27 protein-coding genes are annotated in these 24,659 nt (G+C 63.4%); 10 read left to right on the forward strand and 17 right to left on the reverse strand.

Annotated features, from left to right (window positions below):
- The gene (gene mnmA / locus P9254_RS26545) at window positions 1–1,191 is read right to left on the reverse strand and encodes a tRNA 2-thiouridine(34) synthase MnmA (RefSeq protein WP_095823320.1); all 1,191 of its coding nucleotides are present in this window, start codon (window positions 1,189–1,191) and stop codon (window positions 1–3) included.
- A 257-nt stretch (window positions 1,192–1,448) separates the two neighbouring features.
- Here mnmA and sciP point away from each other — a divergent pair, with 257 nt between their 5' ends.
- Window positions 1,449–1,724 (forward strand): CtrA inhibitor SciP, encoded by a 276-nt coding sequence (gene sciP / locus P9254_RS26550; protein WP_006203587.1) that lies wholly within the window; start codon window positions 1,449–1,451, stop codon window positions 1,722–1,724.
- 68 nt (window positions 1,725–1,792) lie between these two features.
- Here the strand turns inward: sciP and P9254_RS26555 are convergent, their stop codons facing one another.
- A complete protein-coding gene (locus tag P9254_RS26555; RefSeq protein WP_278054587.1) occupies window positions 1,793–2,719 on the reverse strand; it encodes an NADP-dependent oxidoreductase in 927 nt (308 codons plus the stop codon).
- A gap of 90 nt (window positions 2,720–2,809) precedes the next feature.
- Here P9254_RS26555 and P9254_RS26560 point away from each other — a divergent pair, with 90 nt between their 5' ends.
- Window positions 2,810–3,217 carry a winged helix-turn-helix transcriptional regulator gene (locus P9254_RS26560; protein WP_066994146.1) on the forward strand — a complete coding sequence of 136 codons (408 nt, stop codon included), beginning with the start codon at window positions 2,810–2,812 and terminating at the stop codon, window positions 3,215–3,217.
- Window positions 3,218–3,297: 80 nt separating this feature from the next.
- Here the strand turns inward: P9254_RS26560 and P9254_RS26565 are convergent, their stop codons facing one another.
- Window positions 3,298–3,675, reverse strand: coding sequence for a flagellar export protein FliJ (locus P9254_RS26565; RefSeq protein WP_066994149.1), 378 nt, complete (start codon window positions 3,673–3,675; stop codon window positions 3,298–3,300).
- 449 nt (window positions 3,676–4,124) lie between these two features.
- On the opposite strand from P9254_RS26565, the gene ctrA reads away from it, so the two are divergent.
- A complete protein-coding gene (ctrA, locus tag P9254_RS26570; RefSeq protein ID WP_006203583.1) occupies window positions 4,125–4,820 on the forward strand; it encodes a response regulator transcription factor CtrA in 696 nt (231 codons plus the stop codon).
- A 65-nt stretch (window positions 4,821–4,885) separates the two neighbouring features.
- Here ctrA and P9254_RS26575 read toward each other — a convergent pair whose 3' ends face one another.
- Window positions 4,886–5,254: a response regulator gene (locus P9254_RS26575; protein WP_127217419.1), complete on the reverse strand. Its 369-nt coding sequence runs from the start codon at window positions 5,252–5,254 to the stop codon at window positions 4,886–4,888.
- 233 nt (window positions 5,255–5,487) lie between these two features.
- Complete coding sequence (chpT, locus tag P9254_RS26580; protein ID WP_067326376.1) at window positions 5,488–6,117, reverse strand: histidine phosphotransferase ChpT; 630 nt, start codon at window positions 6,115–6,117, stop codon at window positions 5,488–5,490.
- A 386-nt stretch (window positions 6,118–6,503) separates the two neighbouring features.
- On the opposite strand from chpT, the gene P9254_RS26585 reads away from it, so the two are divergent.
- Both P9254_RS26585 and P9254_RS26590 read left to right on the forward strand, forming a co-directional pair.
- Window positions 6,504–7,040, forward strand: coding sequence for a DUF1134 domain-containing protein (locus P9254_RS26585; RefSeq protein ID WP_245299591.1), 537 nt, complete (start codon window positions 6,504–6,506; stop codon window positions 7,038–7,040).
- 137 nt (window positions 7,041–7,177) lie between these two features.
- Window positions 7,178–8,323: a hypothetical protein gene (locus P9254_RS26590; RefSeq protein ID WP_095823317.1), complete on the forward strand. Its 1,146-nt coding sequence runs from the start codon at window positions 7,178–7,180 to the stop codon at window positions 8,321–8,323.
- 41 nt (window positions 8,324–8,364) lie between these two features.
- Here the strand turns inward: P9254_RS26590 and P9254_RS26595 are convergent, their stop codons facing one another.
- The 6 genes from P9254_RS26595 to P9254_RS26620 all read right to left on the reverse strand — a co-directional run bounded on the left by P9254_RS26595 (window position 8,365) and on the right by P9254_RS26620 (window position 13,109).
- Window positions 8,365–9,162, reverse strand: a complete 798-nt coding sequence (locus P9254_RS26595) for a TrmH family RNA methyltransferase (protein ID WP_095823316.1) — start codon at window positions 9,160–9,162, stop codon at window positions 8,365–8,367.
- 56 nt (window positions 9,163–9,218) lie between these two features.
- Window positions 9,219–9,557: an ArsR/SmtB family transcription factor gene (locus tag P9254_RS26600; RefSeq protein WP_066994170.1), complete on the reverse strand. Its 339-nt coding sequence runs from the start codon at window positions 9,555–9,557 to the stop codon at window positions 9,219–9,221.
- Between the two features lie 165 nt (window positions 9,558–9,722).
- A complete protein-coding gene (locus P9254_RS26605; RefSeq protein ID WP_095823571.1) occupies window positions 9,723–10,493 on the reverse strand; it encodes a HugZ family pyridoxamine 5'-phosphate oxidase in 771 nt (256 codons plus the stop codon).
- A gap of 36 nt (window positions 10,494–10,529) precedes the next feature.
- Window positions 10,530–11,705 (reverse strand): CaiB/BaiF CoA transferase family protein, encoded by a 1,176-nt coding sequence (locus P9254_RS26610; protein ID WP_278054586.1) that lies wholly within the window; start codon window positions 11,703–11,705, stop codon window positions 10,530–10,532.
- Between the two features lie 6 nt (window positions 11,706–11,711).
- Window positions 11,712–12,473 (reverse strand): 3-hydroxyacyl-CoA dehydrogenase, encoded by a 762-nt coding sequence (locus tag P9254_RS26615; protein ID WP_278054584.1) that lies wholly within the window; start codon window positions 12,471–12,473, stop codon window positions 11,712–11,714.
- A 30-nt stretch (window positions 12,474–12,503) separates the two neighbouring features.
- Window positions 12,504–13,109: a GNAT family N-acetyltransferase gene (locus P9254_RS26620; RefSeq protein WP_278054583.1), complete on the reverse strand. Its 606-nt coding sequence runs from the start codon at window positions 13,107–13,109 to the stop codon at window positions 12,504–12,506.
- Window positions 13,110–13,382: 273 nt separating this feature from the next.
- Between P9254_RS26620 and P9254_RS26625 the strand changes: the two genes are divergently transcribed.
- On the forward strand, window positions 13,383–14,369 hold the full coding sequence (locus P9254_RS26625) for a glutathione S-transferase family protein (protein WP_278054582.1): 987 nt from the start codon (window positions 13,383–13,385) through the stop codon (window positions 14,367–14,369).
- A 1-nt stretch (window position 14,370) separates the two neighbouring features.
- Here the strand turns inward: P9254_RS26625 and P9254_RS26630 are convergent, their stop codons facing one another.
- Window positions 14,371–14,871: an NUDIX domain-containing protein gene (locus P9254_RS26630; protein ID WP_095801708.1), complete on the reverse strand. Its 501-nt coding sequence runs from the start codon at window positions 14,869–14,871 to the stop codon at window positions 14,371–14,373.
- 68 nt (window positions 14,872–14,939) lie between these two features.
- On the opposite strand from P9254_RS26630, the gene P9254_RS26635 reads away from it, so the two are divergent.
- Window positions 14,940–15,878 (forward strand): metallophosphoesterase family protein, encoded by a 939-nt coding sequence (locus tag P9254_RS26635; RefSeq protein WP_066994187.1) that lies wholly within the window; start codon window positions 14,940–14,942, stop codon window positions 15,876–15,878.
- On the opposite strand, the gene P9254_RS26640 is transcribed toward P9254_RS26635, so the two are convergent.
- From P9254_RS26640 to leuA, 4 genes are all read right to left on the reverse strand, one after another.
- Window positions 15,868–16,485, reverse strand: a complete 618-nt coding sequence (locus P9254_RS26640) for a hypothetical protein (protein WP_095801707.1) — start codon at window positions 16,483–16,485, stop codon at window positions 15,868–15,870. The genes P9254_RS26635 and P9254_RS26640 overlap by 11 nt on opposite strands.
- Before the next feature lie 68 nt (window positions 16,486–16,553).
- On the reverse strand, window positions 16,554–17,354 hold the full coding sequence (locus tag P9254_RS26645; protein WP_278054581.1) for an alpha/beta fold hydrolase: 801 nt from the start codon (window positions 17,352–17,354) through the stop codon (window positions 16,554–16,556).
- A 227-nt stretch (window positions 17,355–17,581) separates the two neighbouring features.
- Window positions 17,582–19,366 (reverse strand): tetratricopeptide repeat protein, encoded by a 1,785-nt coding sequence (locus tag P9254_RS26650; protein WP_278054580.1) that lies wholly within the window; start codon window positions 19,364–19,366, stop codon window positions 17,582–17,584.
- A gap of 197 nt (window positions 19,367–19,563) precedes the next feature.
- Window positions 19,564–21,303 carry a 2-isopropylmalate synthase gene (leuA, locus tag P9254_RS26655; protein ID WP_442920344.1) on the reverse strand — a complete coding sequence of 580 codons (1,740 nt, stop codon included), beginning with the start codon at window positions 21,301–21,303 and terminating at the stop codon, window positions 19,564–19,566.
- Window positions 21,304–21,768: 465 nt separating this feature from the next.
- Between leuA and P9254_RS26660 the strand changes: the two genes are divergently transcribed.
- Genes P9254_RS26660 through P9254_RS26670 form a run of 3 tightly spaced genes read left to right on the forward strand, consistent with a single transcriptional unit; the run spans window position 21,769 to window position 23,973 of the window.
- Window positions 21,769–22,935: an ATP-grasp domain-containing protein gene (locus P9254_RS26660; protein ID WP_127246001.1), complete on the forward strand. Its 1,167-nt coding sequence runs from the start codon at window positions 21,769–21,771 to the stop codon at window positions 22,933–22,935.
- 4 nt (window positions 22,936–22,939) lie between these two features.
- The gene (locus tag P9254_RS26665) at window positions 22,940–23,716 is read left to right on the forward strand and encodes an esterase family protein (protein ID WP_095823306.1); all 777 of its coding nucleotides are present in this window, start codon (window positions 22,940–22,942) and stop codon (window positions 23,714–23,716) included.
- Window positions 23,716–23,973, forward strand: coding sequence for a hypothetical protein (locus tag P9254_RS26670; protein ID WP_278054578.1), 258 nt, complete (start codon window positions 23,716–23,718; stop codon window positions 23,971–23,973). Before P9254_RS26665 ends, P9254_RS26670 begins: the two co-directional genes overlap by 1 nt.
- Here P9254_RS26670 and P9254_RS26675 read toward each other — a convergent pair.
- Window positions 23,967–24,659: SDR family NAD(P)-dependent oxidoreductase (locus tag P9254_RS26675; protein WP_278103909.1), on the reverse strand; the 693-nt coding region annotated here is incomplete at its 5' end. The two genes, P9254_RS26670 and P9254_RS26675, sit on opposite strands and share 7 nt — an antisense overlap.

The raw sequence follows: 24,659 nt of genomic DNA on the forward strand, positions 1-24,659 counted from the left end.
TTACTCGGCGGGGACGTGCGCGGGCTGCTGCGCAAGCCTGGACAGCATCGCCTCGGCCTCGGCGCCGCGCTCGGAGCGCTCGATAAAGCCGCCGCCATAGACTCGCGCCTCATCGCCGTCATCGGAATAGAGCACGCAGGCCTGTCCGGGCGCGATGCCGGATTCGCCGTCGACCAGCTCGACCGAGGTGACGCCGTCGCGGTGATGCAGCACGGCCGGGCGCGGCGGCCGGGTCGAACGGACTTTTGCGAAAAGCTCGATCCCGCCGGCCGGAACGTCGGAGAGCGGGCCGTCGCCGAGCCAGTTCATGGCGCGCAGGTAGATCCTGTGCGTCTCCAGCGCCTCGCGCGGGCCGACAATGACGCGGGCGCGGTCGGCGTCGAGATGGACGACGTAGAGCGGCTCGCCCGAAGCGATGCCGATGCCGCGGCGCTGGCCGATCGTGTAGCGCAAGATGCCTTCGTGACGCCCGAGCACGCGACCGTCGATATGGACAATATCGCCTGGATTGGCGGCCGCCGGCTTCAGCTTGGCGATAATGTCGGAGTACTTGCCCTGCGGCACGAAGCAGATGTCCTGGCTGTCCTGCTTGGCGGCGACCGTCAGCCCCATCTCCTCGGCGATCGCCCGCACCTGCGGCTTGGGAAGTCCGCCGAGCGGGAAGCGCAGATAGTCGATCTGCGCCTGGGTCGTGGCGAATAGGAAATAGCTCTGGTCGCGGTCTGCATCGACCGGCCTGTAGAGCGCGCGATGCGCGCCATTGGCGCGCGAGCGGATGTAATGGCCCGTGGCCAAAGCATCGGCGCCGAGATCCTGGGCGGTGGCCAAAAGGTCCGCGAACTTGACCGTTTGGTTGCAGGACACGCAGGGGATGGGCGTCTCCCCGGCGACGTAGCTCTCGGCGAAGGGATCGATGACGGCCTTGCGGAAGCGCTCTTCATAGTCGAGCACGTAATGCGGGATCCCGAGCGTCTCGGAAACCCGGCGGGCGTCGTCGATGTCCTGGCCGGCGCAGCAGGAACCGGCCCGGTGCGTTGCCGCGCCGTGGTCGTAAAGCTGCAGGGTGACGCCGACAACATCATAGCCTTCGCGCTTCAGGATGCCGGCAACGACCGATGAATCGACGCCGCCCGACATCGCGACGACGACGCGGGTGTCTTCTGGGCGTCGGGGAAGATCGAGGCTGTTCATGGTTCTTTCAATCTGCGTGGCGCTGGCTGCCAATGGCCGGAATATAGGTCAAGCATCCCGGCGGCGCCAGCTTGGCTCCTCAAGCGATTTTATCGGGCAAAATCAGGGCCGGACCCCGATTATCTCAAATGCCGAACGAAAACCTAACGCGACGTTCACGATCCTTACCTAGTCATTAGGCTTCGCTTAGGCAATTTTTAAAGCTGTGGCGGTACGGTGGCGGGGATTGGGTCTTTGAGTTTTTAGTAGAGAGTACGATGACCGATCTGGTTAGACCTAGAGTCAAATATGTTATCGGGCCCGACGGCAGCCCTCTCACGATAGCCGATCTACCGCCGACGAATACACGGCGCTGGGTTATCCGGCGCAAGGCGGAAGTCGTCGCGGCGGTCCGCGGCGGACTACTCAGCCTGGAAGAGGCCTGCCAGCGCTACAAGCTGACCACCGAGGAGTTTCTCTCCTGGCAGGCATCGATCGACGAATATGGCCTTGCCGGGCTGCGCACGACGCGGATCCAGCAATATCGCCACTAGGCTCCGACTGCCGGAAACAGCCAAGGGCGCGGAACTCCGCGCCCTTTTGCTTCCGGGATCTGCGCTGATCAAACCGTCAGCACAACCTTGCCGATCGGTCGGGTGGCGAGGAAGGCATGGGCGGCGCCCGCCTGGTTCAGCGGAAAAGCCTTCGCCACGTGCACGGCGAGCTTCCTGGCATCGACTAGCCTGGCGAGTTCCGCCAGCCCCTCGCGATCCGGCACCACCGACATGCGCTCGACGCGGATATTGCGCTCCCCGGCCTTGGCCCTTGTCGCATCGTGGACATTGAGCAGCGACACCAGCACGCCGCCTTCGCGCAGCACTTTCAGCGACCGGTCGGCATGGTCGCCGCCCATTGCGTCCAGCACTAGGTCGATATCGCGGACCCGTTCGGTGAAATCGCCTTTGGTGTAGTCGACGACCTCATCGGCGCCGATCGAGCGGACGTAATCAAGCTTGTCCGGGCTCGCAGTGGCGATGACCCAGGCGCCGCGCGCCTTGGCTATCTGCACAGCGAGATGGCCGACGCCGCCAGCGCCGGCGTGGATCAGGACGCGCTGGCCGGATTGCAGGCCGCCGTGGCGGACGAGACCCTGCCAGGCGGTCAGCCCGGCCAGCGGCAGCGCCGCGGCTTGGGCATGGTCGATGGCGGCAGGCTTGGCTGCGATCTCGTCCACCGGCGTGGCGACGAACTCGGCATAGGCGGCGGCCTGCTTGGGGAAGCGGGGCATGCCGAAGACCGCATCGCCGACCTTGAAGGCGGTCACGCCGGTGCCCAGCGCCTCGACGATGCCCGAGATATCCCAGCCGAGAATGAAAGGTGGCTCGCCGATGAGAGGGAAGTAGCCGGCGCGCACCGCGCCATCGACCGGGTTGATGCCCGCGGCCTTGACGCGGACCAGAACTTCGCTGGCCTTGGGCGAGGGGGCCGGCTGTTCGGCGACGAAGAGGACGTCGGGTTCGCCAACGGAATTCTGGGTAACGGCACGCATTGGATGGTCTCCTGCTTGATTGCTGCCGCTATCATTTGGATAGTAACAATCTCTTGTCTAGTATGCACCTTTCGGATATATAGATACCTCATGGATAGTGAAGACAGCGGTTCCTTTGGCTACGATGCATTCCGGCGCACCTGCCCGTCGCATACGGTGCTCGAAATGCTGGCCAGCAAATGGGTCTATCTGACGGTTTGCGCGTTGCGGCGCGGCCGCCTGCGCAATGGCGAGCTCGCCCGCAAGCTGGAAGGCATCACGCCGAAAATGCTGACGCAGACGCTGCGCGTGCTGGAGCGCGACGGGCTCGTCCGGCGCGAGGTCTATCCGGTCATACCGCCGAGGGTCGAGTATGAATTGACGGAGCTCGGCCAGAACCTTGCGGGACTGCTCAGCCAGATCAGGTCCTGGGCGGAAGAGCATGCCCCCGACATCAAGGATGCCCGTGCGCGGGCGTCGGCGGACCATCAGGATGATGAGACGGCGATGCTGCCCTAGGCCGGAGGCCGGGCTTTTTCGGCTCGTGGTTCGATACCACGATGCCGGCAGTCCTCCGAGGCATCAATTGCGTTCGGCGGTCAGCCGATCATGGCGCTGCGGCCGCCCACTTCCGTGTCGCGGATCTTGCTGTCGCGCGATTCCAGCATCTCCGCCTTGGAAAGCTCCGCTTCAGCTTCGCCGAGTAATGATTCGGCCATGGTTCGCTGCTGGGCAAGATCGTTCTGCGAGTTCCTGAGGTTGTCGCGGCGCAGTCGTGCCGCCTTGGCGAAGGTCGGATAGGCAAAATGATTGATGTCGGTGATGCCGGCTTTTTTCTCTTCAGCGACGATTTGCGCCTCCAACTCGACGGCCATGCGTTCGAATTCGGCGATCATCATGTCCAGCTGCAACAGCTGGCGCCGCTTCTCATTCACCTGAAACTGCTTCAGCCGAACGAGGTTTTCACGTGACTTCATGACTCGGTACTCCGCAAAACGCACACCTGCATATCGTCCCATCGACCTCGAAAGGCCTACGCGTCGCCCGTTTCCACCGGCTTTCCCCGCTCTATGGGAAACAAAGCCCTAAAGATTTTTGCCGGCGGTAACCATTCGTTTACGGGCATTGTTAATCATACGGGCGAGGACTTAAGGCCGGGTAAAAATTCCGGACAGCGGCAGGAAGCGCGGCCTGCGAGTCTCTGGAGTCACTTAGGCTTGCTTATTAATGTGGTACATGAGCGATTTGGGTCTACGATTCGTTATTAGATTCAAGTGGGTGTAGAAAGGGGTTAAAAAATCTGATATCGTGACCGACACGAAATTAGGATTTGTTAACCAGTCGGTGGCACCTTCTGTTCAGGCAATCACTGCTCCGGGTTCGGGACGGGTCGTGACGCGACTCGGCGGCAGAAAAGGGGAATGAAATGCGTGTTCTGCTGATTGAAGACGACAGTGCAACCGCACAGAGCATCGAGTTGATGCTGAAATCGGAAAGCTTCAACGTCTATACGACCGACCTTGGCGAAGAAGGGGTCGATCTCGGCAAGCTCTACGATTACGACATCATCCTCCTCGATCTTAACCTTCCCGACATGTCGGGCTACGAGGTGCTGCGCACGCTTCGCCTCTCCAAGGTCAAGACGCCGATCCTGATCCTCTCCGGCATGGCCGGCATCGAGGATAAGGTGCGCGGCCTCGGCTTCGGCGCCGACGACTATATGACCAAGCCTTTCCACAAGGACGAGCTGGTGGCGCGCATCCACGCCATCGTGCGCCGCTCCAAGGGCCACGCCCAGTCGGTCATCACCACCGGCGACCTGGTGGTCAATCTCGACGCCAAGACGGTCGAGGTGGGCGGCCAGCGCGTGCACCTGACCGGCAAGGAATATCAGATGCTTGAGCTGCTCTCGCTGCGCAAGGGCACGACCCTTACCAAGGAAATGTTCCTCAACCACCTCTATGGTGGCATGGACGAGCCGGAACTGAAGATCATCGACGTCTTCATCTGCAAGCTGCGCAAGAAGCTCGACGCAGCGTCCGGCGGCCAGAATTACATCGAGACGGTGTGGGGCCGCGGCTATGTGCTGCGCGAGCCGGAAGACATCCGCGTCAGCGCCTGATCCTCTGCCAATTCAAACAAAAAACCCGGCCCAGGCCGGGTTTTTTGTTTGGGGTGTCGAAAAGCTCAGGCCGCGATTTTCAGGAAGCGGAAGCTCTCGAGCAACTGCGCGCGGTTGAAGGGCTTCAGCAGGTAACCCTGGGCGCCGGCACGTTTCGCTCGCATGATCGAGCCGACATCGACTTCGACGAGCGAGACTAGGATCTGCGGCTTGACGGGGCTTTCGATGGCACGGATGCGGCGAATGAGGTCGACCGCCTGCATATCCGGCAGGCCGCCGTCGACAACAATGACATCGGGCATGTCGCCGGAGCAGATCTCGATCGCATCAAGCCCGCTGGCCGCCTCGAAGACCACGATGTCCGAGCCGCCAAGGATACGCTTCGCAACCTTCCTGATGACGCTCGAGTCGTCCACGAACAGGCAGCGTTTCATTTCCGGGTCCTCTTTGCCAACTGCCGAACCGGCAATCCGGTAACCGTGAGGCACCCTAGAACAATCTGGTAAAGAAGCCGAAAAGCGGTTAGGTAAAGTTTTTCCAAAGAACCGCTTTGCGCGGTTTTGGCCTGCGATGCACCTACAGTTCCAGGCGGCAGGCAATGCTTCGATCGCACTGCCAGCTGCAAGATCAGTGACAATGGATACTTGACCTGTTCTTGGCTGTCGCCTCAGGCTGCCGACAACACGATCTCATCGGCCGTCGCATGGATCGAGATCGTCATGTTCGCCTCGCGCGCCAGAAGCAGCGTGTAATAAGGCTGGACCGAGTGGGCGTCAATCGGCTCCTCGGGCTTGTGGCCCGAATGCAGCTCGAGGAATTTCGGCGGCACCCGCAGCATGGGGCCGCTCGCCGACAGCGAGAAACGCGGTTCGGTCTCGAGGTTCTCCAACGTGACAACCAGCCTGCCGCCACGCGGTATGGCGGCATTGGCGACAAGAATGAGATTGAGCAGAAGCTTGACCTTGTTCTTGGGCAGCAGCGCGCGGGCGCCGTTCCAGACAAGTTCCGGCTTCTCGTTCTTCAGGAAGGCAATGGCCACGGCCTCGGCGTCGCCGGTATCGATCATCATGCCGGCGGAGCCCGCGGCGCCGAAGGCGATGCGGGCAAACTGCAGCCGCGCCGAGGCGTTCCTGGCGCTCTGGCGAATCAGCTTCATGGCGTCTTCGTCGGCGCCGCCTTCATCGAGCAGTTCGAGGCCGTTGTTTATGGCGCCGACCGGGGAAATGATGTCGTGGCATACGCGGCTGCACAAAAGCGCAGCCAGATCGGGGGCGGAGAGGGTGAAGAGCTCGGCCATCGGAGAAATCCCTGCTGGTTCACATGTCATGGCCGAACGTTGTCGCGCCCGCTACGCGAATCACGCTCTTTTCCAAGGCCTTCTGAATACACAGCGTCCGTCCATGCATCAACAAATCCACAGCTGCGGACAGCGAAAATGGTGCGTGATGCCGCGAAATTGAGGCTGATAGAGATCGTGTCAGGCTCTTCAGCCCTCGAACCGCCATCTTCCTGCGCCAGCTTAATGGTTGAAAAAGGATTACGGCATAGTTTGCCCGTAACAGTCATCTCGAAACGGCCGCCAAGAGCCGTAGGGATACGAGGCGTCGGCGAAAGTGCTCCCTGACGGAGATTGGAAGCATGTTTTCCCGATTCTTTGACCGGATGTTCGTCCGCGTCCTCACCATGACGATCGCCCTCTCGGGTGCTCTCATCCTCTCAACCTCGGCGTCGCGGGCCCAGGAATACACCGCGCAAGAGATTGTCGATTCCGGCCACAAGTTCTTCGGCGCGACGTCGGGAGGCCTCGCCACCGTGGTCGAAAAGGTGTTCGCGTCCTACGGCCTGCCAAACGGTTATCTGCTCGGCGAGGAGGGATCCGGCGCGCTGATCGGCGGCCTGACCTATGGCGAGGGCACGCTGTACACCAAGAACGCCGGCGACCATAAGGTGTTCTGGCAAGGCCCATCGCTCGGCTGGGATTTCGGCGGCGAAGGCTCGCGCGTGATGATGCTGGTCTACAATCTCGACGATATCAGCAGCCTCTACAACCGCTTCGGCGGCGTCGCCGGATCGGCTTATGTCGTGGCGGGCGTCGGCTTCAACGTGCTGCAAAGCAACAGAGTGCTGCTCGTTCCGATCCGCACCGGGGTCGGTGCCCGGCTCGGCGTCAATCTCGGCTATCTGAAGCTGACCGAACGGGCGACCTGGAATCCGTTCTGACCGGACAGGATTGCCACAGCCGCTCGGATAAGACTGATCGTGCCGCGGCGTGCTCTTGCCGCGGCGCTGGATTTCCGCCATGCCAAGGTGGCACAGTCGGCATGGCGGGTTGCCGCCTCGCATACGGATAGTCCACCTTGGTCCAGTCGATCCTGTTCTTCGCACTCGGCTTCCTCTGCGCGGCCTTTCTGGTGTCGCTGATCGCGCCGGCCGTCTGGCGGCGGGCCGTCGTGTTGACACGCCGGCGCCTTGAGGCCTCGATGCCGCTGACGCCTGCCGAGATGCTGGCCGAGAAGGACCGTATCCGCGCCGAGTTCGCCATGAACACGCGCCGACTCGAGATGAACATCAAAAATCTGAAGGAAAAGGTGGCCGAGCAACTGGTCGAGATCGGCCGCGCCCAGGAGGCCCTGAAGGGACTGGCGGTCGAGAAGAAGGACAAGACTCAGGCGCTTTCCGATCTGCAGGCCAAGAACGCGGAGCTCAGGCTGCGCGAGGAAGAGTTGCACAAGCTTACGGAAAAGCTGGCGCAGGCGGAGCGCTCGCTGGAGAAGCGCGCGCTGGAGCTGCAAAAGCTCGAGCAGATGTATGACGAAGCCAGCTTTTCTTCCTCAAACCGCCAGATCGAGCTCGTCGCCCGCGAATCGGAACTGGACAAGCTTGCCAATGACATTGCGGTGCTGCGCAGCCAGCGCAAGGAAGCGGACCGGCGCAATCAGGAACTGGCAGCGGAAAGCAAAGCCGCCAGGGACGCGCTCAAGGCGGAGAAGAAGCGGACGGCCGAGCTGGACAAGAAGGTCGAACGGCTGCTTGCAACCCTTGCCGACCGCGAGGAAAAGCTGGACAGGCGCGAAAAGGAGCTTGCGCGGATGCGCGAACGCCCAAGCAAAGATCATGCGGTAAATGGCGGAACGCATAAGGCCGACGAAGTCCAAGGGATCGACAATGCCATCGCCAAGCTCGAAGGCGATCGCGAGCGGCTAGAGGCGCGGCTGACGGCGCTTGCGCGGGAGAACAAGCGGCTCAAGACCGATCTTGCCGTGCTCGAAACGGCACAGCCCGAACAGGCAGGCGACGCGCCGCGCGCCGGTGCGGCGCTTCGCGAACAAATGAACGAACTGGCAGCCGAGGTCGTCAACCTGACGATGAAGCTGGAAGGGCCGGATTCGCCGATCGCCAAGGCCTTGGCGACACCTCGCGACGAGCGGCAAGATATCGGCGAGCGCGGCATCAGCCTCGCGGACCGTGTCAGGGCCTTGCAGAAGGCCAACGCAAGCAACTGATCCGAATGCCGTGGCGAGCGGAGCGTCTTGGTCCTGCGCCGCTATCGTTTCGAGAAGTGATGCAGGGCGATGGCCGATGCGGCTGCAACGTTCAGGCTGTCGAATCCCTCCGCCATGCCGATCCGTACGGTCCGCAGGCGACTGAGCAGGGTCTCGGGCAGGCCTTCGCCTTCCGTGCCGAGAAAGAGGGCCAGCCGAGACGTTCTTTCCGCAGCGCGGATGTCCGTTTCGCCGCGCGGCGAGAGCGCGAACTGGGCGAAACCCATCCGGTCAAGCGTTGCGGTCAAGCTCATCGCATTGTCGAAGGAGCCGAAGGGCACCTTCAGCGCCGCGCCGACCGAAACGCGGATCGCCTTGCGGTAAAGCGGATCACAGCAGGTGGGATCGAGAAGCACGGCGTCCGCGCCAAAGGCTGCGGCGTTGCGGAAGATCGAGCCCATATTGTCATGATTGGATATGCCGACCAGAACCACGACCAACGCGCTTGCCGGCAAGGTTTCGAGCAGCACCTCGGCCGGTTGAGGAGAGCCCCGAACGCCAATCGCCAATACGCCGCGATGCATGTGGAAGCCGGCGATCCGGTCCATGACGTCGCCGTTTACGACATAGATCGGGAGGTCGGCTGGCGCCTTCCGCAAGACACCTTCGAGGCCCGCCCGCCTGTTCTCCAGAATGAGGGCCGATTCCGCCGCGAAGCGTCCGGCCGACAGCAGAAGATCCAGCACCACCTTGCCTTCGGCGACGAAGCGCCCATGTCGGCCGACGAGATCGCGCTCGCGGATATCGAGATAGGCGGCGACACGCGGATCCCGCGGGTCGTCGACAGGGATGAGGTTCATAGAAATCTCGCCGGCGAACGATCGTCAGCAAGGTAAGGGGCTTTGCAGAGCCCGGGTCAAGTCCCGGCGCGGCGCATCCTGTAGGCCATCTGAGACAGGTCGCCGTCGCCGAAAATGCCTTCCAGCGTGCGAAGCAGCTCGCGCACCGCGTCGGAGTTGCAGGAATAATAGATCATCTGGCGATCGCGACGCGTCTCGACGATATCAAGCGCTCTCAGCTTGGCCAAATGCTGCGACAGAGCGGACTGGCTCAACTGGACTTTCTCGGCGATGGCGCCGACGGACATTTCGCCCTCGATCAGATAGCTGACGATCAGCAGCCGCTTTTCATTGCCCATGAGCGTCAGAAACGCGGCAGCCGATTCTGCGTTGGCGACTAGCTTGCTTGAGATCATGGATCCCCCATGTTTTCTGGCTCATCCAGCTGCCATGGGGGCAATGGCGGCTGATTTCCACGATATTCAGGTCAGGGAGCGCCGCTGAATCGGCGCTGCAACAAAAGGTAGATCATTTTACCTAAATCTCAAGAGTTGCTTTCGATCCGGGACGATTAACTTTCGCTACTGTGCCCGGCCTGCGGCGCGCCCGGCCCTGGCCATCTCGACCAGCACGGACCGCAACTCGCCGGCAGTGCCGAGAGGCCGAGGGAAGAAGACCCTGCAGGTGGCATCCGGAGAAGCCAGATCCATGCCGTCCGCATCGAAACCCGTAGCGATCCAGCCATCGCCTTCGGCCCGGCCGAAATGGCGCGCATAAATGCAAAGCGCATCGCGATGGTCGGCATTCATGTGGTCCAGGGCCGACTGTTCGCTGGCCGCCAGCTCCTCGACGATTGGGCCGCCGGCGATCAGGTCGGCGCGATCCAGAAGATAGGCTTTGCCGAAGCCGCCATTGAGACTGGCGCGTTCAGGCTCGAGCCGGAATATCGAGAAGTCGCCGAGCCCGGCATAGAGTTTCGCCTTCGGATTGCGGTTGAGATAGCGCCGTTCGGCGCGGGCGTGACCCGCCGATCCGCGCTCCAACCGCAGCGCCTGGCATACAAGCGAGATGCGGGGATGCGCGAGCGGATCGCCCTTGCCGGGTTCGCCGACGAGCAGCGAGCAGCGCGGGTCGGCGAGAAGCGCGCCGGTATGCGCCGACAGCATCGAGACCAGGATCAGCGGCGCGCCGTCGATGTCGGTCGCCACGCCGACCCGGCTTGCCAGCGGCGCCCCGGTGCCGGGCTCGATCGCCGCAAGCGCGCCGAAGCGGGCCGAGCGGACCAGAGTCTTCGCCAGCCTGACGGCCTCGGTGTCGGTCTCGCGGATGACATCCTTCCTGGTCTCGGTCACAGCGCTCACCGCGATAAGTTGATTTCTACTCTCCGGCTATCGGCCAAACAGGCCGGACCTGACAAGGGCTTCAATTTCAGTCTCGTCGATGCCGAAGCGTGCCAGCACAGCCGAAGGCCGGCGGTTGGCGACCGTGGGCGCCGCGGCGAGCGGCGACGCGGCGTTGGAGAAGCGCGGCGCCGGCGTCGGACGTTCGAGCTCGCCCGATCTTGCAAAATTTTGCCGGGCGCGGCTCTGCGGATGATCCCTGGCTTCGGTCAGCGACAGGACGGGAGCGACGCAGGCGTCGGTCGGTCCAAACACCTCGGCCCACTCGTCGCGTGTCTTCGCTCTGATTCTCGCGGCAATGGCAGCGCGCATGTCGGGCCACGATGTCCTGTCATATTGACCGCCGACAAAACGCCGGTCGAGCGGCAACAATCGGGCGAACTCGGCAAAGAATTGCGGTTCGAGGCAGCCGATGGCGACATGCCGTCCGTCCGCCGCCTCGTAAACGTCGTAGAAGGGGGCCCCGGAATCGAGCAGGTTCTCACCGCGTCGCTCGCTCCAGAGGCCGGCCGCCATGAAGGCATGGATCGGAGCCGCGAGCATCGATGCACCCTCGACCATGGCGGCATCGATCACCTGACCTTTGCCGGTGCGCGAGCGCTGGAATAGGGCCGCCAGCACGCCGGCGATCAGCATCATGGCGCCGCCGCCCTGGTCGGCGACTAGGTTCAGCGGCGGCACGGGCGGCGCTCCCTGCCGGCCGACGGCATGCAGCAGGCCGGCATAGGCGAGGTAAGTGATGTCATGACCGGCGCGGCGCGATAGCGGCCCGTCCTGGCCGAAACCCGTGAGGCGGCCGTAGATCAGCGCAGGATTGCCTTCCAGCACGACATCAGGCCCGAGGCCCAGCCGCTCCATGACGCCTGGGCGAAAGCCTTCGATGAGAACGTCGGCCTTTTCCGCAAGGCGCAGCAGAAGCTCCGCGCCGTCCGGCCGCTTCAGGTCGAGCCTGAGGATGGAGCGGCCGTGGCGGTCGAGGTCGTGGGCCTCGGGCAAGGACAGAAGCGGCTCTTTGGCGTCCGCCCGCTCGATGCGCAGGACGTCTGCGCCCATCTCCGATAGCATCAAGGCGGCGAGCGGCACCGGGCCGAGGCCCGCCATCTCGATCAGCCTGAGGCCAGCCAACGGCCCTGTCTTGTCGGCGGCTGTCGGCGGCGTGCTCATTCGCTTTTATTTGGGCGCCATGCGGATCGCGCCGTCGAGGCGGATGGTCTCGCCGTTCAGCATCTGGTTCTCGATGATGTGGAGCGCGAGTGCTGCATATTCCGAGGGCTCGCCGAGGCGAGGCGGGAAGGGCACCGAAGCGCCGAGCGAATCCTGCACCACTTGCGGCATGCCGGCCATCATCGGGGTCTTGAAGATCCCTGGGGCGATGGTGCAGACGCGAATGCCCGAGCGCGCCAGGTCGCGCGCCACCGGCAATGTCATGCCGACGACGCCGCCCTTGGACGCCGAATAGGCAGCCTGGCCGATCTGGCCGTCATAGGCGGCGACCGACGCCGTGTTGACGATGACGCCGCGTTCGCCGCCGGCGAGCGGTTCGAGTTTCGCCGCCCGGTCGGCGACCAGGCGGATCATGTTGAAGGTGCCGATCAGGTTGATCTCGATCACCTTGCGGTACTGGTCCAGCGGGTGCGGGCCATCCTTGCCGACCGTCTTCACACCAATGGCAATGCCGGCGCAATTGACCAGGATGCGCGGTTCGCCGAGCTTTGCCGCCACTTCGGCGATCGCCGCGCTGCCACTGTCTGCGCTGCTGACATCGCATTGAACCGCGATGCCGCCGATATCGGCGGCAACCTTGGCCGCGCGATCGATACCGATATCGAGTATCGCTATCTTGGCGCCCTTGGTGGCAAGGGCGCGCGCCGTCGCTTCGCCAAGGCCGGAGCCACCGCCAGTGATGATCGCGATCTGGCCGTTCGGGGTCATGGTGGCGTCCTCCCAGAATTTCGGATCATGCTACGAAGCGCGCTGCTGCGGCGCAACCTGAATGACCGGATCGATCGAGGACTGCGGAATGGCCGAGGCGCGGACCGCGACCTGGGCCAGGTCGGCAACCCGCGCCGTATCCGCATGACAGACCTCACCGACGAACCGGGCCACCGCGCCAGGCCTGATTTCGTGATGGAGCAGCCGGTCGAGATCGACCGGACGCGGCATGGTGATCTGCCCACGCGGGAAGCGCTTGAAGCCGAGCGGCCCGTAGTAGGGCTCGTCACCGACCAGCATGACGGCCGGCGCGCCGGCCTTCGCGGCGGCTTCGAGCGCGATCGCGACCAGCCTGCGGCCTATGCCGAGATTCTTGAAGGCGGGCCGGACGGCAAGCGGGCCAAGCATCATGGCGCGTCCGGCGCCTGCCGCCACGCGCGTCATGCGCACCGAGGCGATCACCGCCTCGTCCTTGACGGCGACAAAGGACATCGAGCGGTCGTGCCCGCCCGCCTCGCGGATCTTATAGGCGGCCAGCACGAAACGGCCCGGCCCGAAGGCCTCGTCGTTGATGGCTTCGATTTCAGGATCGTGCGCCGGGGTCTCCGGCAGATATTTCACGTCGGCAAGGCTCATGGTCTTTGCGTTCCGGTATGCGAGGAAAGGTTTGCTGCAAGCGGCAGCGTTCGCCAGTCAGCGCTTCATCAAGCGCGGGCGTCCTTTCGTCGTCGGTCGAACCGGATCGTGGCAAAGTCAAACATGGGCGCTTCCGCTAGCATCAATTGTTCACGGCTGCAATCGGCGCTTTTCACCTTTCTTTTCGCCGTTTGACGAACTGTTCAGCGCCTGGGGGCTTCGACATTTCGGGTAAGCGCCTAGATGTCTGTTGGAACCGCAGGGAGATTTCGCATGGGATTGCTGGTTGAAGGCAAATGGCAGGACCGCTCGACCGTTGCCGACAGCAGCGGTAGGTTCGTGCGTGCCGAAGCGCAATGGCGCGACTGGGTGACGCGCGACGGTGCGCCGGCGCAAGGGCGCAAACGCGGTTTCAAGGGGGAGCCCGGGCGCTATCACCTTTACGTCTCGTTCGCCTGCCCCTGGGCGCACCGGACCTTGATCTTCCGCGTCTTGAAGAAGTTGGAAGACATCATCTCCGTCTCCGTGGTGCACCATTTCATGGGCGAGAACGGCTGGACCTTCACAGCCGAGGACGGCGCAACCGGCGACACGCTCTACGGCCTCGACTTCCTGCACCAGATCTATGCCAAGGCCGATCGCGGCTATTCGGGCCGCGCGTCCGTACCGGTGCTGTGGGACAAAAGACAGGAAACCATCGTCAGCAACGAGTCGTCAGAAATCATCCGCATGCTCAATTCCGGCTTCGACGAATGGGGTGATGCGAGCCTGGACTTCTATCCGCGGGCGTTGCGTTCCGAGATCGACAGGATCAATGCGCTGGTCTATCCGGCGATCAACAACGGCGTCTATCGCGCCGGCTTCGCCACCTCGCAGGAAGCCTATGAGGAAGCGTTCGGCGAGCTCTTCGCAGCACTCGACACGTTGGAAGAGCGGCTGTCAAAGCAGCGCTATCTTGTCGGCGAGCGGATCACCGAAGCTGACTGGCGTCTATTCACCACGCTGGTGCGCTTCGATCCGGTCTATGTCGGCCACTTCAAATGCAATCTGCGCCGGATCGCCGACTATCCGAACCTGTCGAACTATCTGCGCGACCTCTACCAGGTGCCCGGCGTGTCAGGCACGGTCAGCCTGCATCACATCAAGTCGCACTACTACGGCAGCCACAAATCGATCAATCCGACGGGGATAATCCCGGCGGGACCTGAACTCGACTATGCCGCACCACATGATCGCGACCGGTTCAGGAAGGCGGCATGAGTTACCAGTAGGCCGAGACCTGCTCGCCGCTGAAAATTTCGGCAATCCGACGTCGCGTCGCCGGCGTCGCATCTGCCGGCAAACGGTCGAGTGGAAAGAACGCCGCCTCGGCGATCTCATGGTCCGCCGATTTCGGCGCCGTCTGGTTGAAGGCTTCGACCAGATAGAGGCCGACGTGGTCGCGTGTGCTGGCGCGACGGTTGAAGTGCATCGATCTCAGCACCGGCGGAGCCGTCAACGCGATGTTGCCCTCCTCGGCGAGCTCGCGCGCCAGCGCCTCGACAAGCGTCTCGCCGACCTCGACGCCGCCGCCAGGCAACTGCCAGCCCGGAACATAGGTGTGGCGGATGAGGAAGATGGAGTTGGATGCGCGGTCGTAGATCAAGCCGCGCACGCCAAGCGTCATCGGGCGCCGCAGCAGGAAATAGAGATGGAACAGCCTTGCCCGCAGTCCCGCCCAGCCGGTCTGGCGGAACGCCTGTTCCGGATCGGCGCCAGTCATCCACGAAACCGCGAGCGGACAGGAAACGTTGAGTAGAAAGCCCGGACCGGGTCGCTTAAGAAGGGGCTATGCTCAGGCTTGCACATATTTCCGATGTCCATCTGGGGCCGCTGCCCGATGTAACCTATCGCGATCTCGCGTCCAAGCGCGTGCTGGGTTACGTCAACTGGCAGCGCAACCGCCGCCGTCATATGCACGATGCGGTGATCGACACGATTGTCGGCGATATCAAAGCCAACGCCCCCGACCACCTCGCGGTCACCGGCGATCTCGTCAACCTGGCGCTCGATGGCGAGATCGAGATGGCGAAACATTGGCTGGAGACGCTGGGCTCTGCGAACGACGTATCCGTGGTGCCGGGCAATCACGATGCCTATGTGCCGGGCGCCTTCGACAAGGTCTGCCGGTCATGGGCGCCGTGGATGACGGGCGACGGCATCAACAGCCCGATCGACCGCAATTCCTTTCCCTATTTGCGGGTTCGCGGTGATGTCGCTCTGATCGGCGTCACGACGGCGCGGGCCACGGCGCCCTTCATGGCCAACGGCTTCTTCATGGAGGGCCAGGCGGAGCGGCTCGGCAACATCCTCGACGCGACGGCCAGACAGGGGCTGTTTCGCGCCATCATGATCCATCATCCGCCGGTGCGTGGCGCGGTCTCGCAGCATAAGCGGCTGTTCGGTATCGCGCGCTTCCACAAAGTCATCCGCCGGTATGGCGCCGAGCTTGTGCTGCACGGCCACTCGCACTTGCCTTCGCTGTTCACCATCGGTCCGCGCGGCGTCAAGGTGCCGGTGGTCGGCGTGGCCGCCGCCGGCCAGGCGCCGGGCGGCGATCATCCCGCCGCTCAGTACAATCTGTTCGAGATCGGAGGAAAAAAAGGTGGTTGGACCATCCGCCTGACACGGCGCGGCCTGACCGGTCCGGCACTGCCGCCGTCGGACATTCAGGTGATCGAGCTTGGTGCCGATATGCCGGTGGTGCGCGAGCCCGTCGTCAGAAGCTGATCTTCATCTGGGCGATGCGGTCCCAGAACAGCACCAGCGATACCGCCAGGCCGACCAGGGCGCCGGCGGCGATCAAGCCAAGGCCGGCGAAGAAGGTCGTCCAGCCGTTGCGGCGCGTTGCAGCCTGCAAGGGCGGCTCGGCTTCCCGGACCTCGGCTCGATGCAGGCCAGTCACCGCGCTCTCGACCGCGCCTTCCATCATCCGCTGCCGCTCGACGACACGCTCGGCCACGTATCGCGTAACGGCATCGGCGACGGGCTTCATGTCGGTCGATTCGGCCAGCACCACGCGGCCGATGCGCGTGTCCTTAAGGAAGCGGAAGGTGCGGCGATCCCGCCCCATGGCGACATGGCTGACGGCATCGACCCACAGCCGCGGCTGCAGGCCGGAGGAGACGGCGAAGTCGAAATTGTCGATATCCGCCGGCACGTCGGCGAAAACGGGGGCGAGCTCCGCGGCCAGCAACTCGAGCCGCATGCGGTGCGCCTCGCGCATGTCGACCACCACATCATCGCGGTCGGCGAAGGCGTTCTTGACGTCGCGGATCGCGTCCGCGAGCTTTCGCGATGGCTCGATCGGGGTGATTTTGTCGCCTGCATCCTTCATGGCGCTGCCTCGCTGTTGGTAAACAGCGAGTTAACACAGTCGCCGGCAAAATGCACTGCGAGATGGGCTCAGCTTGCGGCTGCGCTGAACACCGGTCTCTGGATTCTGCTGCGGCGACGCGTGTTGCGGCGCACGGCCTCTGCAATCAGGTCAGGCGCCTCCTCGACCAGCATGTGGCCCGCCTCCAGCACGTGGTGCAGGTGGAAATGCGGCGGCAAGTCCTCGGCCTGGGCGACGGGCAGGACGGGATCGTCCGTTCCCCAAAGCACCATCACCGGCATGCTCAGGGTTTCCAGCCGTTCGCTCGGGATGATACCTTGTCGGTCTTCCCTGGTGATCACGGCTGCAGCACCGACGAGGGTCCGCAACTGGCCCGGCCGTTTGCGCATGCCGCACAGCGCCTCCACCACGTGTTGAGGAGGAGAACTTTGCGGCCCCGACATGGCGGCAAGACAGGCGCGGATCTCATCTCTATCGGCCGCGGCCGCATAGCGCCGCAGCAACGGACCGTTGATCTCGGGGCCGAAGCCGCCGGGCGCCAGCAAGGTCAGCGAGGCCACCCTTTCGGGATCGGCAGATGCCATCAATGTCGCGATCGCGCCGCCCATGGAATGGCCGACGACGTGAACTTTGCCCAGGCGGCGCTTGCCCAGATCGGCCAGGATAACCCCAGCGGCCTGCTTGACTCCTGCCGCCTGGCACTCCAGGGAGTTTCCGTGGCCCGGCAGGTCGTAGGCAAGTGTCCTCACATCGGGCGTCAATCCCGCAATCACGTCGCGCCAGATCGAATGGCAAGCGCCGAAGCCGTGCAGGAAGACGATCGTCTTCGAGCCAGCACCGCTTTCGGCGACGTGAAGAGAGTTAAACATCGAGATTGTTGGCTGTGAAGCAGTATGAGGGGCAATTCAAGATTGTGGCTGAATTGCTCCCTGAGCAGGTCGATAGCCAGTAAAATCTTCGCGAATTCGCCGTGCGCGCCCCAATCGAACGCGTAAGCAGGCCTAAGACTCGTTGAGTGTCGACGCCCGCTGTGCCGAGCAGATCCGGCGAGCGAATTCAACAGGCCCGCACGCGTCAGCGAATGCTCCACGTTCGCTCAGCTCGGATTGCCGATGCCCGCAGAGCGCAAGGATTGCACCAGCCGGTCGATGAGATCGGCGGGGTACTTCCTGTCAACAAAAGTGGCGCGCGGATTGGCGGCGAATTTCGGGAATTCGGCCGTGAGCTCGTTCGCCAATTCGTTTGCGAGCTTGTCGCGGCCTGAGATCTTGGCGCCGATCAGGCGTGCCGCCAAATAATGCGACTTGGACGCGGTGGTCCGCAGCGACTCGCTGGCAATCGCTGCCCTCTGGGTGTCGCCTTGCATGAAGGCTCCGACAAACAGGCCATAGTCCCACCAGGTCGGATGACCGCCGAAGGCCTCGACGGCATGGCCCAGGATCGGCGTCCCTTCCTGGTATCTGCCAGCGAAGATCAGGCCATAGCCATAAGCGGCGGCCATGCCGAGATCGTAGGGGTTGAGCTCATAAGCCTTGCGCATCCAGCGGATCGCTTCGTCGGTGTTGCCGAGGCGCGAGTTGAGGTAGCCATAGGCGCGATGCGCGTGCGGGCTCATCGGTGCCATCTGAATGGCGCGGTGGGCAAACGACATGGCCTGCTCGACCGTTGCGCCGGGCGGATAGGCGTAGCGGTTGTTGACGGCTTCCAGATGCAGGGAAGCCAGTTCCGAGTAGACGAGCGATGATTTGGTGCTTTCCCTGACCAGCTTCTCCAGACAGCGATACGCAGCTTCGTGCGCCTTGGCGCTCTGGTCGAGATAGTAGAGGTCGTCGAGCACCAGACATCCGATCTGGCTGGTCCGGATATCGCTCTGGTCGATATAGCTGTAGATCGCGCCCGAAGCGGGGACGGTAGAGGTCAGGAGATTGGCGATGTTGCTTTCGACCGCACCAGGCGCGCTTTCGGCCGGTGTCAGGTTGCGTGACAGGAGAACCCGTCCCGTCGCGACGCTCTGCAGCTCGATCATGACGTCGCCGGCGGCTGTCCCGGGGATAAGATCGAAAACGAAGCTGATCGGATCGGCGGAACGGTTGCGCCTAGAGTCGGCGTCGCGTCCGATGAAGTCTATCGTATCGAAGCCGGCGAGACCGGCGCGTAGCGAGGAAGCAACACGGGCCGCCTCGGGTCCGTCGGCTTTGATGGCCAAGTAGATCAAAGGCAGGCCGTCGAACGTTTGGGAAGCGACGCTGCCCGTCGCGCCTGCCGTTTCGACTTCAACCGGCGCGGCCGCGTCGTCACCACGAAGAAAGGCGTTCCCCTGGCGGACGACAAGGATACCCAGCATGGCGATGACCAGCACCATGGCGGCCCAGAAGAACCGCAACTGGCGCGTCAGCGATGACGCGGATTCGGTCGGTGCCGGGGTCGTCGTCAGCGGCACGGCGTCGACCGGTGCGGCGGCGGCCTCGGGCTTCTCGAAATGCTTGGAAGGCCGGGCGATCGGGGCATCCGCGGGTTTGGCGTCGGCTGGGAGCCGTATGGCGTTCAGCTCGTAGGAAGGCACATAGCCGCCGCGCGGAATGGCGATGCGTACCGGCTCGCCAATACCTTCGCTGGCGAAATATTGATCCAAAAGCTCGCGCAGCCGCCCCGCCTGAACCCTGACGACCGCGTCGGTCGATCCGTCGAAATCGCCGTCCTTGCCGAAGACATCCATGGCAATGGATACACCCTTCAGCCGGTCGGCTTCGCCTGCCTGCTCACGTTCGACCAGATAGCGTAACAGCCTGCGGGCCCGCTCGGATCGCCCGAACGTTTCGCTGGCAAGCAGTCGCTCCAATGTCTCGCGCACTGCGGGGGCGGCAGGCGTGGCAGGCTCCAAGTGTCGGACCTTTCAGAGTCGGCACAGGTTAGGGCGCGATAATATAGCGCGCGCTCCAGCGCACAAGGAACCTTCTGTTATGTGATCGCGTAAGCCACGGGAAATTTACCGGCCGGTTAACGAATTTGAACGCGGCTCGCGCCTGCCATGAAGCGTGGCACGTCCGATGAACGGGCCACGCTTTATCAATCGAACAATCAGGCGGGCTTGCGGCCCAGGATGCGGTTGGCGGCCGAGACCACGGCCTCCAGCGAGGCGGCGACGATGTTGGTGTTTATGCCTGCGCCGAACAGCTTGCCGCCGGGATATTCCATCTCGACATAGGAAATGGCCGAGGCGTTCGAGCCGCGCTGCAAGGAATGTTCGGAATAGTCGAGCACCGACATGTCGACGCCGATATGGCGCGAAAGCGCATCGACGAAGCCGTCGATCGGGCCGGTACCGGTGCCGGTGATGGTGACTTCCTTGCCGTTGTCGAGGATCTCCGCCTCGACCACGCGACGGCCCTTTACCGCAGTGTCCGGATAGGTGCGATGGTCGAGGAATTTCAGCCTGGCGCCGGGCTGGTCGACATAGGCTTCGAGGAAGCGCTCGTGGATGCGCTTGGCCGGCACTTCCTTGCCTTCGGCGTCGGTGATCGCCTGGATGTCCTGGCTGAACTCGATCTGCAGGTTGCGCGGCAGATTGAGGCCGTAGTCGGCCTGCAGCACGTAGGCGATGCCGCCCTTGCCCGACTGCGAGTTGATGCGGATGATCGCCTCATAGGTGCGGCCGACATCAGCGGGGTCGATCGGCAGGTAGGGCACTTCCCAAACCGGCGTGTTGGCTTTGCGCAGCGCCTTCATGCCCTTGTTGATGGCATCCTGGTGCGAGCCGGAGAAAGCGGTGTAGACGAGCTCGCCGACATAGGGGTGGCGTTCCGGGATCTTCAGCTGGTTCGAATATTCATAGACGTCCTTCATCCGGTTGATGTCGGAGCAGTCCAGCTCGGGATCGACGCCTTGCGTGTACATGTTGAGCGCCAGCGTCACGATGTCGACATTGCCGGTCCGCTCGCCATTGCCGAACAGCGTGCCCTCGACGCGGTCGGCGCCGGCCATCAGGCCGAGCTCGGTGGTGGCGATGCCGGTGCCGCGGTCGTTGTGCGGATGCAGCGAGATGATCAGCTTGTCGCGGTTGTCGAGATTGCGGCACATCCACTCGATGCGGTCGGCATAGACGTTGGGCGTCGACATCTCGACCGTCGATGGCAGGTTGACGATCAGCTTGTTGTCGGCCGTCGGCTTCACGATCTCGGTGACGGCGTTGCAGATCTCCAGCGCGACCTCGAGCTCGGTACCGGTGAAGCTCTCCGGCGAATATTCGAAACGGAAGCCGCCGCCGGCCTTGGCGGCCATGTCGGTGATCATCTTGGCGGCATCCGTGGCGATGCGCTTGATGCCGGCGACGTCCTTTTCGAAGACGACGCGGCGCTGCAGCTCGCTGGTCGAGTTGTAGAAATGCACGATCGGGCGGTGAGCGCCCTCGAGCGCCTCGAAGGTCCGAGTGATCAGCTCGGGCCGGCACTGCACCAGAACCTGCAGCGACACGTCCTTGGGCACGCCGCCCTCCTCGACGCACCAGCGGGCGAAGTCGAAGTCGGTCTGCGAGGCCGACGGGAAGCCGATCTCGATCTCCTTGAAGCCCATGTCGAGCAGCAGCGCGAACATGCGCGCCTTGCGCTCATGGCCCATCGGGTCGATCAGCGCCTGGTTGCCGTCGCGCAGGTCGACCGAGCACCAGATCGGCGCCTTGTCGATCACCTTGGACGGCCAGGTGCGATCGGCGAGGTTGACGGTCGGGTAGGGCTGATATTTGCGGGCGGCATCGGCCATGTGGCCGGGCGCTTGCGCGCCCGTTTCGGCCTCGCCGGCGCGGATTGCTTCTCTTCTATTCATCGTCGTTTCTCCCGGCGGCTCGTGGGACCGCCTTCAGGCGGATCGGTGCCGAGCGGCGCCTTTACCAAAGAATTTCGTTCGCTTGATGTGACTTGCCAATCTAGCCAAGGAGCAGGCGCCCAAAGCGGCGGTTTTCGACCGCCGGGCGCTCCTTCAGCGAACCCGGCGATCGCCGATAAGGCCGAGAAGGAGCAGGGTCGAAGCAAGCGCGCGCACGGTCTCGCGGGCAAAGCCGGGGCGAGAAGAAGCGACGGAGCGGGTGCGCGTGGTCATGCCGGCTCTCTTACAGGAGCGGCCATCCGGAGGCAAGTGCCGGCCCGGCTTTAAGTCTTTGGTTTCATGCATATCGTCTTCCCAAAACCGCTGCACAGTTTTGGTCGACATGCTTTGGCGCGGCTCTTCCCCGCATCAGCCAAATGCGCCACACTCGCCTCCGGAGGACCTGATCCGAGGGGGAGGTCGTGCATGAATTTCGTGTTCTTCTCGCCGCATTTTCCGGGCAACGGCGCCGATTTCTGCGACCGGCTGAAGAAGGCCGGCGCTACCGTGCTCGGCATCGGCGACGCGCCCTATGAGACGCTGAGCAGCAAGCTCAAGGCGGCGCTTTCGGAATATTATCGGGTCGCGGACATGGAGAACTACGATGCCGTATTCCGGGCGATGGGCCATTTCATCCACAAATGGGGCCGCATCGACCGCTTCGAGTCGTTGAACGAGCACTGGCTGGAGCTCGAGGCCAATATCCGCACCGACTTCAACATCTTCGGCACCAAGCTCGACTTCGTGAAGAATTTGAAGCGCAAGAGCCGCATGCGGGCCTTCTTCCGCAAGAGCGGCGTCGAGACAATTCCGCAACGCAAATGCTCCGATCGGGCCGGCGCCATGACCTTCATCCGCCGGGTCGGCTATCCGGTGGTGGTGAAACCGGATTCGGGCTCCGGCGCCTCGAACACGTTCAAGATCTCCAACGCGAAGGAGCTCGATCAGTTCTTCAAGGACAAGCCCGAAGGCGTGACCTTCGTCATGGAGCAGTTCATCGAGGGGCTGGTGGTGACCTTCGACGGGCTGGTCAACCGCGACGGCGAGGTGGTGCTGGCGGCGAGCCACCGCTACGACCAGAGCGTCATGGAGGTGGTCAACCGCGACCGCCATATGAGCTACACCTGCTTCCCCGAGATTACGCCCGCGGTCGAGGAGGCAGGCCGCAAGATCCTGAAGGCGTTCGACGTACGCGAGCGCTTCTTCCACATCGAACTGTTCGAGACCAGGGACAAGCGCATCATTGCGCTGGAGGTCAACATGCGGCCGCCAGGCGCCTGGATGACGGATGCGATCAACTACACTTTCGACATCGACGTCTATGCCGAATGGGCCAACATGGTGGTGAAGGACGCGGCCGGCGGGCCCTACAAGGGCAAGTATTTCACGGCCTATGCCAGCCGCAAGCGACACCTCGACTATTTGCACAGCCATGAGGACGTGCTAGCCGCCCACGGCGACAAGATCGTCCACCATCAGGCCATCGAAGAGGTTTTCAGCCGCGCCATGGGGAACTACGCCTACCAGATGCGCTCGAAGGATCAGAAGGCGCTGCGTCAGGCGGTCGACTATATCCACGCGGAAAAGGCGTGAGCCGATGGACGTCTCCTATCACAAGGCCCATGCCCGCAATCTCGGCCGCGACATGGAATACAAGCGCTACGGCCATGCCGGGCGGCCGGTGGTGGTGTTTCCCACCTCGCAGGGGCGTTTTTACCAGTTCGAGGATTCGGGAGGCGTCGCAGCACTCGCCGAATTCGTCGACACCGGCCGCATCCAGCTGTTCACGCTCGACGGCATCGATTCGGAATCCTTCTTCGACAAGCATGGCGATCCCGTCAGTCGCATCGCCCGCCACGAAGCCTATTTCCGCTATGTGCGCGAGGAGGCGCTGCCGGAGCTGCAGGCGGTTGCCGCCAAGGCCAATGGCGGACGCGCCCTCAAGCCGCTGTTCTGCGGCTGCTCGATGGGCGGCTACCACTCGTCGAATTTCGTGTTCCGCTTTCCGGAGCTAGCGAGCGGCGTGATCTCGCTATCCGGCGTCTATTCGACCCGCGACTTTTTCGGTCGGACGCTGGAGGGCAGCATCTTCTACAATTCGCCGCTCGACTATCTGCCGGGCATCGTCGACCAGAAGCTGCTCGGGCGGCTGAGGGCGCTGAGGCTGATCTTCTGCTGCGGGCAGGGCGCCTGGGAAGAACGAATGCTCGTCGAAACGCGCGAACTGGAGCAGGTGCTGCGCGAGAAATCCATTGCGGCCTGGGTCGACTATTGGGGCGGCGACGTCAGCCACGACTGGCCGTGGTGGCACAAGCAACTCGTCTATTTCTTTGGCCGCTGGCTCGATGACGACCTGATGCACAGGATCGACTGATGACCGCGCCCGACCCGATCCGCCGCTTGTCGAAGCCACCAATGCCGGCGACCCGGGGCCTTTCTCGAACCCTCACCGCCGATGCCTTGCTCACCGATTGGGGCCGTTCCTTCCGCGGACGCGAGCAGATCGCGCGCTGGAACCAATCCGACAGTATCGGCGTACAATCCCTTTTGATGCGCGTCGCGGGGTTGGCCGCCACCTCGGGTCATGTGGAATGGCGGCGTGGGCGCGCTGTCGCGATCCTCGCTCAGTAGGTCGCGCGCCCGCCGGACAGATCGAAGGTGGCGCCAGTGGTGAAGGAATTCTCGTCCGACAGCATGAAGGCGACCATGGCCGCAGCCTCCTCCACCTCGACGAATCGACCGCGAGGCACCTTGCTGAGCATATAGGTCACCTGGGCCTCGGTGAGCTGTTCGAGGATACGGGTGCGGGCGGGCGAGGGGGTCAACGCGTTGACGGCGATGTCGAGACCGGCGAGTTCCTTGCCGAGCGACTTGGTCAGCGCAAGCACGCCGGCTTTGGCGGCCGAATAGGCGGCGGCGTTGGGATTGCCTTCCTTGCCGGCCACGGAAGCGACATTGACGATGCGGCCGTAGTTGCGCGCGATCATGCCGGGCACCAGACGTCGGCAGCAGTAAAAGACGCCGTTGAGGTCGATTTCGATGATCTGCCGCCAGGCGGCGGGGTCATAGTCCACCACGGTCGCGGCCGGCCCGGCAATGCCGGCATTGTTGACAAGGAGATCGACAGGCCCGAGCGCCTGCTCGGTCTCGATGGCGGCGCGGTCGACGGCCTCGATCTGCGACTGGTCGCAAAGCAAGGCATCGACCCGGCCCAAGGGAGCAAGCTCGGCCACAGCGCTCGCCATCGCGGCCTGGTCGATGTCCCAGATGGCGACGCTTGCGCCCGACGACAGCAGGCGTCGGGGGGCCCCCCCGGC

This window comes from Mesorhizobium sp. WSM4983 (assembly GCF_029625765.1).
Lineage (GTDB): Bacteria > Pseudomonadota > Alphaproteobacteria > Rhizobiales > Rhizobiaceae > Mesorhizobium.

What these genes read in the sequence shown, in the direction of transcription:
- P9254_RS26585 (WP_245299591.1), top strand. Translation starts at nt 6,504, where the DNA reads ATGACGATCGCCCTCTCGGGTGCTCTCATCCTCTCAACCTCGGCGTCG.
- P9254_RS26575 (WP_127217419.1), bottom strand. Translation starts at nt 5,254, where the DNA reads ATGAAACGCTGCCTGTTCGTGGACGACTCGAGCGTCATCAGGAAGGTT.
- P9254_RS26615 (WP_278054584.1), bottom strand. Translation starts at nt 12,473, where the DNA reads ATGACCCCGAACGGCCAGATCGCGATCATCACTGGCGGTGGCTCCGGC.
- P9254_RS26555 (WP_278054587.1), bottom strand. Translation starts at nt 2,719, where the DNA reads ATGCGTGCCGTTACCCAGAATTCCGTTGGCGAACCCGACGTCCTCTTC.
- mnmA (WP_095823320.1), bottom strand. Translation starts at nt 1,191, where the DNA reads ATGAACAGCCTCGATCTTCCCCGACGCCCAGAAGACACCCGCGTCGTC.
- P9254_RS26630 (WP_095801708.1), bottom strand. Translation starts at nt 14,871, where the DNA reads ATGACTGGCGCCGATCCGGAACAGGCGTTCCGCCAGACCGGCTGGGCG.
- ctrA (WP_006203583.1), top strand. Translation starts at nt 4,125, where the DNA reads ATGCGTGTTCTGCTGATTGAAGACGACAGTGCAACCGCACAGAGCATC.
- P9254_RS26670 (WP_278054578.1), top strand. Translation starts at nt 23,716, where the DNA reads ATGACCGCGCCCGACCCGATCCGCCGCTTGTCGAAGCCACCAATGCCG.
- P9254_RS26625 (WP_278054582.1), top strand. Translation starts at nt 13,383, where the DNA reads ATGGGATTGCTGGTTGAAGGCAAATGGCAGGACCGCTCGACCGTTGCC.
- P9254_RS26600 (WP_066994170.1), bottom strand. Translation starts at nt 9,557, where the DNA reads ATGATCTCAAGCAAGCTAGTCGCCAACGCAGAATCGGCTGCCGCGTTT.
- P9254_RS26595 (WP_095823316.1), bottom strand. Translation starts at nt 9,162, where the DNA reads ATGAACCTCATCCCTGTCGACGACCCGCGGGATCCGCGTGTCGCCGCC.
- P9254_RS26560 (WP_066994146.1), top strand. Translation starts at nt 2,810, where the DNA reads ATGGATAGTGAAGACAGCGGTTCCTTTGGCTACGATGCATTCCGGCGC.
- P9254_RS26665 (WP_095823306.1), top strand. Translation starts at nt 22,940, where the DNA reads ATGGACGTCTCCTATCACAAGGCCCATGCCCGCAATCTCGGCCGCGAC.
- sciP (WP_006203587.1), top strand. Translation starts at nt 1,449, where the DNA reads ATGACCGATCTGGTTAGACCTAGAGTCAAATATGTTATCGGGCCCGAC.
- P9254_RS26645 (WP_278054581.1), bottom strand. Translation starts at nt 17,354, where the DNA reads ATGTTTAACTCTCTTCACGTCGCCGAAAGCGGTGCTGGCTCGAAGACG.
- leuA (WP_442920344.1), bottom strand. Translation starts at nt 21,303, where the DNA reads ATGAATAGAAGAGAAGCAATCCGCGCCGGCGAGGCCGAAACGGGCGCG.
- P9254_RS26660 (WP_127246001.1), top strand. Translation starts at nt 21,769, where the DNA reads ATGAATTTCGTGTTCTTCTCGCCGCATTTTCCGGGCAACGGCGCCGAT.
- P9254_RS26640 (WP_095801707.1), bottom strand. Translation starts at nt 16,485, where the DNA reads ATGAAGGATGCAGGCGACAAAATCACCCCGATCGAGCCATCGCGAAAG.
- P9254_RS26610 (WP_278054586.1), bottom strand. Translation starts at nt 11,705, where the DNA reads ATGAGCACGCCGCCGACAGCCGCCGACAAGACAGGGCCGTTGGCTGGC.
- chpT (WP_067326376.1), bottom strand. Translation starts at nt 6,117, where the DNA reads ATGGCCGAGCTCTTCACCCTCTCCGCCCCCGATCTGGCTGCGCTTTTG.
- P9254_RS26620 (WP_278054583.1), bottom strand. Translation starts at nt 13,109, where the DNA reads ATGAGCCTTGCCGACGTGAAATATCTGCCGGAGACCCCGGCGCACGAT.
- P9254_RS26635 (WP_066994187.1), top strand. Translation starts at nt 14,940, where the DNA reads ATGCTCAGGCTTGCACATATTTCCGATGTCCATCTGGGGCCGCTGCCC.
- P9254_RS26565 (WP_066994149.1), bottom strand. Translation starts at nt 3,675, where the DNA reads ATGAAGTCACGTGAAAACCTCGTTCGGCTGAAGCAGTTTCAGGTGAAT.